Raw genomic sequence first — 11,940 nt, forward strand, 5'->3', positions numbered from 1 at the left:
TAAGGAGGCAGTAAAAAATGCGAAAAGTTACTAAGTCATTGGTTACGCTTGGATTATGCACAACAATGCTGGCGGGAGCGTTTATTAGTGTTCCTACAGCTGGTGCACTTTCAGGTCTTTCCAAAGTTGATACTGTATATGCAGCAGACGGTGAACAGGTTGAATTGGGAGATCTTGTTTTGCGATTCCTTGCCATAGGAGAGTATGAGCCTAACCGTTATACAAAAAAGGACGGCAATAAGTGGGGACCAGAGGAGATTGAAAAAGGACTTCTTATCAAGGCTGATATGGTTCTCGGAGAAGGCAATGCCGAGGGAATGATGGCACCTATGAAGTGTTCGCTCGAAGATATTACAGGTCATGTTGATGCAGATGTTTCCACGGGAAATATTGTTATTACATATAATGGACTTACACTTACAATGAAAGCAGGCAGTACAACTGCTGAGCTTAAAAACGGAACAGATACAAAGACACTTAATATGAGAAGCGAAGTTGCTCCTTATTTTAAAAAGATTGATGGAGAGAAAAATGCAGACGGAAGCGATTACTACGCATGCTATCTTCCTGTAAAATTTACTGCTGAAGCACTTGGTGGCAATGTTGTATGGAATGATGCAATGCACAGGCTTGAAATGGCATTTGCTTTTTACGCATCGGATGCAGCAGCATCTCCTGTAGTTAATTCAAAATCTGATTACACAACAAAGAAGATGGAGTCTAATTCTAATACATACAGCAAGATGAAAGCAAGACTTGATTCTACAAAGCTTACTTCTGAGCAGGTTAAGACCAATGTTGCCAATATGATTAAGGCAGGTCTTAATGTTGTAGACCCTGTATATCAGAATGATGACGGTGGATGGGCAAAGACAAATACAGAATATGATTTGCTTGAAGATTCATTTGCAAGATTGTATACAAAGGGATATTCGACAGTTGATAATGGTGCAACACATGGACACATGAAATTCTTATCAAGAATTATACGTCTTTCAAAAGAAAATCCTACATTATTTGCGGGATATTCGACAGAGCTTTCAACTATTGAAAAAGGTTTCTGGAAAGCTGCAAAATATATGTGTGACGCACAGAATGACAACGGAGGATGGCCACAGTATTATCCTTATGGTGTAGGATATTTCAAGAATATCACATTTAATGATAATGCGATGCCTGACCTCATGGAATCAATATATGCACTTTCAAATGACAGCGGTCTTACAGACAGTGAACTGTGTGAAGATTACGCATGGGCAAGAGAAGAGATTAAGAACCAGACAAATCCTTATGTTCTCGAACTCGGCATCAAGCACGATACATTGAAGTCAGTATGGGATAAAGGTCTTGATTTTGTAATCAGGGCACAGGTTGTAATCGACGGAACTAAGACAGGATGGGCACAGCAGTATGAACCTGATGCGGTTGACCCGGTTCCTGCGGGCGGACGAGCATTCGAGCTTCCTTCAGTATCTCCTGACGAGAGCCTTACAATGGTAAAAGTTCTTGCAAATATTGTAAATCCAAGTGATGCGGTAAAAGAGGCAATCACAAGTTATGTAAACTGGATTAATTCGGTAGGTATTACAGGCTATGGTATATACAACATTTCCGACAGAACAAGAGAACTCGGTACAGACAGACTTTTCTTAAAAGATGGAAGTACAACAAAGCAGTTCGGACGATTCTACGGACTTGATACAACTGGTAAATATTACGGTTTCACTGAGGAACAGATGAAGAATAAGCTCACAAGCAATAAGTTCTACGAGATATTCGCAGGAAGAGATTCAGTGGCACAGCTTAGCATGAATTATGGCATGTGTGAGAGAAGAATCGGTTATTCATATGTAAGAACTGGTGCTGATACAAAAGCAAAGACCATATATGATGCTTGGAAAAAGGCACTTGGCGAGTAATTGGTGCATTTAATATGTGATTAGTATTTACATAAATGGAGGCTAAAATGAAACGAAATATAAAAAAGACTATAAAAAAAGCGGTTGTCGCAGTTGCCGCTGCGTCTATGCTTACGGTTCTTACAGCACCGCTTGCTGTTATGCCTGTAAGTGCCGCAACTGTAACAAGAGGAAGCTATGATTTCTCAAACATGGTTGTAAGAAGAGTATGGTTTAATACAGATGATCCTGTATTTTTAATTGATGATTATCAGAGAGTATGGCTTGATTCCAATGTCAATGTTCTTGCGACAGGTAATGCCACAAATCCAAAACCTGATACAAGCAATCTTATGGCACCGATGAAAAATATGTTTGCTTATATCGGAGCCGATTATAAAGAGGATGGCGATAAAATTACAGTAAGCATGAATAATACAACTGTAAAATTAACAATCGGTTCAACAGATGTTGAAATTAACGGAAATGTTAAAACAGGTGCATTAACAGATGAGCAGAAACCTGTAAAAGTAAATGCAAAAGATACATATGCTGATATGAATACATATTTAACAGAAGATTATAATGTTGTATATCTTCCTGTTGCATATGTACTTGATATATTCGGTGCTGATATGTATAAAGACACAAAAATGGCAAACAGCTTTTATGCAGCAGTTCCTGTTATGAAAACAGATGTTGTACCTTCATATGAGACATCTTCAAAGGGTTATGGAATACGTTATGATGCGTTGCTTGCAGGTACAGCATCACTTGATACGACAGCAGCAGACACAATCGTAGCTTTGCAGAATGAAGACGGCGGATTTGCTGTACTTCCTGATAATTTTGAAATGGCACAGACAGGAGCGTCTCTCGGAAGCCTTAAAGGTGCTTCAAGCATTGAAAACGGTGCAACTACAGCGGAGTTAAAATATCTTGCAAAGTATATTACGGAAAATAAGCCTGAAGATTCAAAATATCAGGATGCATTTATAAAAGGTATTAAATTCCTTCTTTCAACACAGCTTGATAACGGCGGATGGACAATGCAGCCAAACGGCGGAAGCGGATTTAACGGAAATATTGAAGTCGGAAATAGTGCAATGACAGAAGTTCTCACACTTTTAAGCGACATTGCCGTATTAAATAATCAAAATTATGTATTTGCAAGAAAAGCAATGAATGTTGACGCAATCAAGTCAGCTGTAGAAAAAGGAAATGATTTTATCGTTGCTTCACAAATAAGCAATAATAACAAAAAAGCGGGCTGGGCATCACAGTATGACAAAGCTGGCAAAGTCACAATGGGACGTACATATGAAAGAGCGTCTGTAAGTTCATACACAACAAAAGCCGTGGTTGATTATCTTATGACAATCCATAATCCGTCACAGGCAGTAAAGGATGCCGTAGAGAGTGCTTACAGCTGGCTTAAAGATGTTAAGATTGCCGATAAAGAGCAGGAAGTTGTAAAAGATACATCTATGAACAACGGATTTGATGTATATTTTGTAGATGGAAACGGAACATGGGCATCAAACTATGTTTATGATGAAGCAAATGATTCATATCGTCCGTTATATTCAGATGTTGACCCGACAAGAGCAGATCAGAAATATGTAAATGTATATGATTTATTCAATCTTGACGGTAATAAGGTTGGCCAGTCAAAAATTAACAATAAAGATTTAATTCTTTATTCAACACGTACAACAATTTCTTACTATGATAACAATCTTTGTGATGAACTTATCGCAACAGGATATGACACATGGAAGGGTTACCTTGCTAATGGATTCCCAGAAATTCCTACAGACCCTGCTGATACACCTGACAACGGCGGTACAGACCAGGGCGGTGACAATTCAAACACAGGTGATACAGGAAATGGCGGCAGTGCTGATACAGCAGGTAATCAGACAAATACAGGTGATACAACACCATTTGGTTTATATGCCGCACTTCTTGCAATATCAGGCGGACTTGCAGGAGCTTGTGTTTATGGAATTAAAAAAACAGGAAAAAACGGACTTGTAAGAAAGTAAGATAAATTCATATAAATAATTCTTTCCTAATTTTACTTTATTTAAGAAAAATCCGGCAGAGGGCTGTATGGCTTGTCTGTCGGATTTTTTGCCTGATGCGGTCGTTTTAGTTAATGAGTATATGGACATTTTGAAAATCGGTGTTATAATAGGCGTGCGAAAAATGTGAAGAAAAACAGATATAAGTTAGGAGAAACGAGTGAAAAAGAATAAATATGAAATTGATATGTGTAACGGAACGATAATGGATAAGCTGATTTCGTTTGCCCTGCCGTTAATGCTGTCGGGCATGTTACAGCTCATGTTTAATGCGGTTGATATTATAGTTGTGGGACGATTTAGCGGAAGCCGGGCGTTGGCTGCGGTTGGCTCAACGACGGCACTTATTAACGTATTCACGAATCTTTTTATAGGAATTTCACTTGGGGCAAATGTTCTTGCTGCAAGATTTTATGCGGCGGGAAAAGAAAAAGAGATGTCAGATACGGTTCATACGGCAATAGCCATTGCAATTATAAGCGGATTAATCATGGCTTTTGTAGGACTTATATTTTCAAAAGGGGCATTGGAACTTATGGATACGCCTGAAGATGTAATAGGTCAGGCAGCATTGTATATGAGAATATATTTTATCGGCATGCCGTTTTTCATGCTTTATAACTATGGTGCGGCTGTGCTTAGAGCCGTTGGCGATACAAAAAGACCGCTTATGTTTCTTATTGTATCGGGATGCATTAATGCGGTGCTAAACCTTATTCTTGTAATAGGTTTCAGTCTGTCCGTGGTCGGTGTTGCTGTGGCAACTGTAATATCACAGATGATTTCATGTATTCTTGTATTGCGTTGCCTTTATAAATCAGAGGGAAGCTATCAGCTTAGATTTTCAAAATTAAAAATAAACAAAAAGTATATGATTCAGATATTTCAGGTAGGAGTTCCTGCGGGAATACAGAGTACGGTAATTAATTTTTCAAATGTACTGTTGCAGTCATCAGTTAATTCGTTCGGTTCTGTTGCGATGGCGGGATATACGGCGGCGAACAATATTCTGGGTTTCCTTTATCAGTCAATCAATTCAGTCACACAGGCATGTATGAGCTTTACGAGCCAGAATTACGGTGTCGGTAAATACAAAAGAATGGACAGGGTTCTTGCTGACTGCATGATTCTCACCGTGGCGGTATCGCTTATAATCGGTTGTAGTGCATATTTTTTTGGAAATTATATATTAAGAATTTATACGTCCGATGCCGAGGTTATAAAATGTGGGCTTGAAATATTGTCAATAACTACAGTTCCGTATTTTCTGTGCGGAATAATGGATTTGTTCCCTGGAGCACTGCGAGGCATGGGCTATTCGGCCGTACCGATGATTTTGTCTGTAATCGGAACAGTCGGAATGAGAGTTTTATGGATATATGCGGTATTTCCGTCAAACCGTTCGCTGTATGTGTTGTTTATTTCATATCCGGCGTCATGGGGGATTACGATAGTCATGCAGGTTATATGTTACATATTTGTGAGAAATAAAGTGCATGGGAAAATAAAAAATATATATGCTTGATAAAACAAAAAAATAATTGTATAATTTAAACAGCAAAAATATAATTCTATAATTAAAGGAGGTTTTATGGGAAGAAAGACACGCGTAGGGATTATTGCGGCAGGAATAATAGTATTGGCATCGACAGTTGTCGGTACATCGTATTATTTTGTAAGTTCGCATTATGCAAATCGTCAAAAAGCTGACAGTACAGAATCGGGGCAGGTTTATGGTCAGAATGACGAACGATTTAACGATACATATACAGAAAATGAAAGTGTTAAATATTCATCAGACGATTATGCGGTGAAGAAGAGTACAAAACTTCCGTAAACAAGTAACTGCAAATGCGGTTTTATCAACACATTTTGTCCTATATGTCTAAAAATATATTAAAAGGTGAGCCTTTCTAGGGGCTCACCTTTTTGTGCAATATTTCTGTTATGACGCTGACCGAAGCAGAATTTGCAAATTACGGTTTGCATGGTGGCATACACGTCTGTAATATTAATTAAACAGCTCTTTTACCATATCCGCATTGTATACAACTTCCGTTTTGTGCTCTACTTCGATTAAGTAAAGTGCATGTGCGGCGATGTGCTCTGCAGCCTGCTCAAGGTCACGGATACCTGTTGTGTCTTTGAATATGTCAAGCACAGTATCAAGTGCGTCATCAAGCACACGGCACTCGTTTTCTTTAAGACCGATTCGTTTTAATACCTTAGGAAGAGAGTATTCGACAAATATAGTTTTCTTTTCTTCCCTTGTGTAGTCAGGTATGTCAATAATCGCAAAACGTGAAAGAAGCGGTGCACTAATCTGGTCTTTGTAGTTTGCTGTGGCAATTGGATATACACCTGATGTAGGAATGAGACATTCCATATAATTGTCTGTAAATCCGAGGTTATCAAGGAGTGTGAGAAGTACGTCGGCAGGGTTGCCGTTTCCGTTGCCTGATGTGGCTTTATCAAGCTCATTGATAATAAATACAAGGTTAGATTCGCCTGCCATATTAAATGCTTCCATTATAATACCCGGTTTTGCGTTAGAGTAGATTCTTGAACTTCCCGTAAGCTGTTCGGCATCGTTGATTGAACTCATGTCAAGTGTAGACCACGGAAGCTTTAAAATCTTGGCGATAAGGTAGGCAATCTGTGATTTACCTGTTCCTGCAGGACCAACAAGAAGTATTCCGTATGCAGGAAGCGTATGTGTACGGTTAATCTGAATGATTGTTTCAATAATACGTTGTTTTACACGTTCCATTCCGAATAATTCTTCATCAAGAATACGACGTGCTTCATCAGGGTCGATTGCTTCAAAATAATTGCTTTTCCATTTGATGTTAAGCATTATTGACAAAGCTCTCTGAGCATGGCGTTTTTCTTCGGGAGTAACTTCGTTGGAACGTGCAACCGCAAGATTTCTTCTCGCCCACAGCCTGATATTTTCAGGGAGGGTAATTCCCGCACAGTTAAGGAAATCAGATATGCTTGTAAGGCTTGTAACCTTCATGCTGTCGCCTGATTCGTCAAGCTCGTCATCTGAAATATTTTCTGATAAAGCACTGCTTTCAAGTAGTCTTTCAATCATAAACTGTAAAAATCCGTCTTCAGACGAAAGTTTCTGGCTGTTGTTATATGCAATTTCACGTATTTTGTATACAGCATATCCTCGTGCAGTATTTTCACCTGTAAGTTTCACTTTTATCTTATTTTCCCCAAGCCATCTTATAAGGCTTTCAAAACGTGAGTCGATAAGAAGAATATTACTGAATACATCTCCGTCAGGCGTCTGCATTGTGAACGCAGTTTTTCGGTAAGGATTCGTAAATGTTCCTACACAGTCATTTGTAAATGCTACGGACAGGTTATCGAGAACAAGGATTGGTGCATCAGGTGTGGCTGTCTGGTTGTTGGAAGTAAATGTTTTATATGTACATTCAAATTTTGATTTTGAATTTGCTATACTTTCTGAATCATAAACAGGCATTGTTTTTCTCCTAAATATAAATTTTTTGTTTTCATTATAATAACACAATAATAATATTAATCAAACGGGTATTTTTCGCAGTTTGAAAAAAATTCTTGTTACATCGGCAATATAAGTGTAAAATTGAAAACAAGGGTTTTGTTAAAAATTGGGGAATACAGGTAATTAAATTATGTTAAAATGGCTGATGCTTTTTGTCTACTTTATCGTAGGCGTGTATGTTTTACACAGAATTATTTATTGGTTTAAAATTGTTACGCCGCTTTTTAAGCACAGAGGTGTACAGGGAATCTGTGTTGCATTATACTGTATTGCAGCATCAACGATATTTTTCGGTGCATTTCTTCCGTCGGGAAGAATACAGACCTCAGTTCATCGTGCGGGAAATGTGTGGCTGGGATTTCTTATTTATCTTCTTACTTATATAGCTGCTTCAGATATAATAGTTTTAATATTAAAGCTTATAAATAAAAAGAAAGAAATTCCCATACTGAAAAAAAGATATGGTGCATTGATAATAGGTGCGGCGGTGACGGTTTCAAGTTTTGGATTTACAATATACGGAACGATTCATGCAAGAAATATGACGACAAAAGAGTATGATGTCAGTATTGAAAAGCATGTTGACGGATTGGACGGTCTTAATGTTGTTCTTGTTGCCGATTTACATCTCGGATACAGCATAGGCTGTAAAGACATGGAAAAAATGGTAAAACGAATAAATGCTTTAAATCCCGATGTGGTAATATATGCAGGAGATATATTTGACAACGATTATGATGCACTCGATGACCCTGACAGGCTTTCACAGATTATAAGCGGGGTAAATGCAAAATACGGTTCGTATGCGGTATTCGGAAACCATGATGTGACAGAAACGCTTGTCGGAGGATTTTCGGTATCGTCTGCATACAGGGCATTTCGAGATGACAGAATGAAGCCGTTTCTGGAATCGGCGGGAATTAATGTATTGCTTGACGATGTCATTCAGATTGCGGACGGAAAAATAAATCTTGTCGGCAGACTTGACGAAGAAAAGCCGGGAGACGGTACAAAGAACAGAAAACCGTTAGATGAACTGTTATCAGAATGTGATATGAATAAGCCTGTTATAGTGATAAATCATGAACCCGACAAGCTCCGTCAAAATGCACAGTCAGGTGTTGACGTGCTTCTTAGCGGGCACACTCATGCGGGGCAGTTTTTTCCTCTTACGGTTGTTCAGCCGTTTGCGTGGGAGAATTATTACGGAGTAAAAAAGATTGATAATATGTATAGTGTTGTGACGTCGGGAATAGGAGTGTACGGTCCTGCAATAAGGGTCGGAACCGATAGCGAAGTTACTAAGATAAATATATATTTCAAATAAATAATACAAATAAATACAATTAATCCGGAGGATATTATGGAGGAAAAAGCAAAGAATATTATTGAACTTAAAAATATATGTAAAGTATATGATGACAATGGTTTTAAGGCGGTTGATGATTTTAATCTAGAGGTAAAAAGAGGTGAATTTGTAACGTTTTTGGGATCATCAGGATGTGGAAAAACGACAACACTCAGGATGATTGCAGGTTTTGAGATGCCGTCAAGCGGAAAGATTCTTCTCAATGGTGAGGATATATCACAGCTTCCGGCAAATAAGAGACCGATAAATACAGTGTTTCAGCGTTATGCGTTGTTTCCGCATATGAATATTTATGACAATATTGCATTTGGTCTGAAGTTAAAAAAATTATCTAAAGACGAAATAAAGAAAAAAGTGAAGCGTGTTCTTTCAATAGTTGACCTTGAAGGATTTGAAAACAGAAAGATTTCCACACTTTCAGGCGGACAGCAGCAGCGAATTGCAATTGCAAGAGCACTGGTAAATGAACCGGAGATACTAATGCTTGATGAGCCTCTCGGTGCACTTGATTTAAAAATGCGTAAAGAGATGCAGCTTGAACTTAAAAATATGCATGACAGGCTTGGTATTACATTTATTTATGTTACACACGACCAGGAAGAAGCACTTACTATGTCAGATAAAATAGTTGTTTTATCAGAAGGTAAAATCCAGCAGATAGGAACGCCGGAGGATATATATAATGAACCACAGAATGCGTTCGTTGCTGACTTTATCGGTGAGAGCAATATTTTCAAGGGAATTATGACTAAGAATATGAAAGTACGTTTCTGCGGTGGTGAATTTGCCGGAATGGATGATTTGCCTGAAGGAACACTTGTCGATGTCGTTGTCAGACCTGAAGATGTAATAATAACAAAACCTGAGGAAGGAGCAATATCAGGTGAGGTTGTATCTGTAATATTTAAGGGAATGCACTATGAGATTACTATTGAATCAGGAAAATATGAGATGGTAATTAGGACGACTAAGTGTTATAAGGTTGGAGATAAAGTAGGCATGCAGCTTGAACCTGACGGAATTCATGTAATGATGGCAGAGGATCATACAACAAGTTTTGTTACAACGGTCAACAGCGATTATACACTTGATTTTAACGGAAAAGTCATTAATTGCAATCTGGCTGATATTGTTCCGAAGTCTCATATGAAAGACGGCATTCTTGTTGATGAAAATGGTGAGACAGTTGATGTGTCAAAGATAAAAGTAATAGTTTCGTTGCAGCCTTATGATATAAAGATGAGTGATGAGACGGATGCCGGTCTTGTTTCGGGAAAAATTATTGATCTTATATATAAAGGTGACCATTACAGTTATGTTATTCGTGATGAATATGGGCATGACCTTATCGTAGATGATGAATATCTGTGGAATATGGATGACCAGGTTGGGCTTATAATGCCTGAGGATAAGATGAAATTCCAGATAAAGAAGTAAAACAGGAGGATTTACGGAGATGAAAAATATGTTTTCACGTAAACAGCTGGGTATTCCATATGGTTTATTTTTAGTCCTTTTTGTAGCAGCACCGTTATTAGTGCTTGTATATTATGCGTTTACGGATGGTTCGGGAAAGTTCAGCATTACAAATCTGCTTAATTTTTTCACAGACCCTAATACGCTTGGAACACTGTGTTACAGCTTTGTTCTTGCAATAGTGACAACGCTGGTGTGCCTTTTAATTGCATATCCGGTTGCCTATATACTTGCACATAGCAAAATTAAGCGTAAAGCAGTTATTCTACTTCTTTTTGTTATGCCGATGTGGATTAATTTTACATTAAGAATTACAGCTTTAAAAGAGATACTTTCACTTATAGAAGGAAATCTTGCTTTTTATCCGTTTTTAAATACTGTAATCGGAATGACTTATGATTTTCTTCCGTTTATGATTCTGCCATTGTATACAACATTGTCAAAGCTCGATAAGAGCCTTATTGAAGCGGCTGCAGACCTTGGTGCTGATAATTTTCAGACATTTATAAAAGTTATATTCCCATTGTCGGTGCCGGGAATTGTGAGCGGAGTTTCAATGGTATTTCTTCCGGCAATGACTAACTATGTAGTTCTTGATATGCTTTATAACAGCACATATATCATGGGCAGTCTGATTGGAAGCTATTTCAGTGCATATGACTGGCATAATGGTTCAATGATTGCATTGATTCTTTTAATTATTATCTGTATCGTCTCGCTTATTTCAGGTGATAGTGATTCAGAAGAAAGCGGCAGAGGAGGTGCATTATTGTGATTAAAAAAATATTAAAATATGCAGTTATCAGCCTTGTGCTTCTGTTTATGTATGTGCCGATACTTGTGCTTGCAGTGTACAGTTTTACTGATGCATCAAACATTGGAGCAATACATGCATTCTCATTTCAGAATTATGTGACACTTTTTACAACACCGGAATTGCAGCATATGATATTCGGATCAATACTTCTTGCATTTGGCAGTGCGGCAATTGCAACAATACTTGGAACTACAGGTGCTGTTGGTGCTTTTTATTCAAAAAAGAGAGTGAGAAATACATTGTCGGTTCTTAATCAGGTGCCTGTTGTAAATGCCGATGTGGTAACGGGATTTTCAATATGTATCCTTATAGTTGTTGTGTTCGGAGTGAGCAAAGATACGTATATACCTCTGGTTGCAGGTCATGTTGTGTTAAGTGCACCATTTGTATATCTTGCAGTAGTGCCTAAATTAAAACAGATGGACCCGAGCCTGTATGAGGCAGCTCTTGACCTTGGAGCAACTCCTGCATATGCGTTGTTTAAAGTTATAATTCCACAGATTGCTTCAGGAATTTTATCAGGTTTTGTTATGGCTGTTACACTGTCGCTTGACGATTATTTTGTTGCAACATATACAAAACCTGCTACATTCGATACTATAAGCACCTATGTCGTAAATGCAACAAAAGGTTCACAGACACAGATAAAGACTGCGTTGTGGGCATTGTCAACAATAATTTTTATTATTGTAATTGTGGTGGAACTTTTTATTAATATTGTTCCATCAAGAAAAGAAAAAAAGGAGGGCTGATAT

General features: G+C 38.0%; 9 protein-coding genes. 8 read left to right on the forward strand and 1 reads right to left on the reverse strand.

The window, feature by feature from the left end:
• Positions 1–17 precede the first annotated feature (17 nt).
• The 4 genes from WMO38_RS04495 to WMO38_RS04510 all read left to right on the forward strand — a co-directional run bounded on the left by WMO38_RS04495 (position 18) and on the right by WMO38_RS04510 (position 5,822).
• Positions 18–1,919 (forward strand): pectate lyase, encoded by a 1,902-nt coding sequence (locus tag WMO38_RS04495; protein WP_349161689.1) that lies wholly within the window; start codon positions 18–20, stop codon positions 1,917–1,919.
• 47 nt (positions 1,920–1,966) lie between these two features.
• Positions 1,967–3,946 (forward strand): pectate lyase, encoded by a 1,980-nt coding sequence (locus WMO38_RS04500; RefSeq protein WP_349161690.1) that lies wholly within the window; start codon positions 1,967–1,969, stop codon positions 3,944–3,946.
• A gap of 226 nt (positions 3,947–4,172) precedes the next feature.
• Entirely contained in the window at positions 4,173–5,510 is a 1,338-nt protein-coding gene (locus tag WMO38_RS04505; RefSeq protein WP_349161776.1) for an MATE family efflux transporter, read from the forward strand.
• Positions 5,511–5,576: 66 nt separating this feature from the next.
• Positions 5,577–5,822 carry a hypothetical protein gene (locus tag WMO38_RS04510; protein WP_349161691.1) on the forward strand — a complete coding sequence of 82 codons (246 nt, stop codon included), beginning with the start codon at positions 5,577–5,579 and terminating at the stop codon, positions 5,820–5,822.
• A gap of 174 nt (positions 5,823–5,996) precedes the next feature.
• On the opposite strand, the gene WMO38_RS04515 is transcribed toward WMO38_RS04510, so the two are convergent.
• Positions 5,997–7,481 carry an AAA family ATPase gene (locus WMO38_RS04515; RefSeq protein WP_349161693.1) on the reverse strand — a complete coding sequence of 495 codons (1,485 nt, stop codon included), beginning with the start codon at positions 7,479–7,481 and terminating at the stop codon, positions 5,997–5,999.
• 172 nt (positions 7,482–7,653) lie between these two features.
• On the opposite strand from WMO38_RS04515, the gene WMO38_RS04520 reads away from it, so the two are divergent.
• From WMO38_RS04520 to WMO38_RS04535, 4 genes are read left to right on the forward strand one after another with little or no spacing between them, the layout of a single operon-like run.
• On the forward strand, positions 7,654–8,850 hold the full coding sequence (locus WMO38_RS04520) for a metallophosphoesterase (RefSeq protein WP_349161694.1): 1,197 nt from the start codon (positions 7,654–7,656) through the stop codon (positions 8,848–8,850).
• A 36-nt stretch (positions 8,851–8,886) separates the two neighbouring features.
• Entirely contained in the window at positions 8,887–10,329 is a 1,443-nt protein-coding gene (locus WMO38_RS04525) for an ABC transporter ATP-binding protein (protein WP_349161696.1), read from the forward strand.
• A gap of 19 nt (positions 10,330–10,348) precedes the next feature.
• Complete coding sequence (locus tag WMO38_RS04530; protein WP_186836690.1) at positions 10,349–11,143, forward strand: ABC transporter permease; 795 nt, start codon at positions 10,349–10,351, stop codon at positions 11,141–11,143.
• Entirely contained in the window at positions 11,143–11,937 is a 795-nt protein-coding gene (locus WMO38_RS04535; RefSeq protein WP_435390981.1) for an ABC transporter permease, read from the forward strand. The genes WMO38_RS04530 and WMO38_RS04535 overlap by 1 nt, the downstream gene beginning before the upstream one ends.
• Positions 11,938–11,940: the final 3 nt, after the last annotated feature.

Source organism: Lachnospira hominis (ex Hitch et al. 2025) (assembly GCF_040096395.1).
GTDB classification, from domain to species: domain Bacteria; phylum Bacillota; class Clostridia; order Lachnospirales; family Lachnospiraceae; genus Lachnospira; species Lachnospira hominis.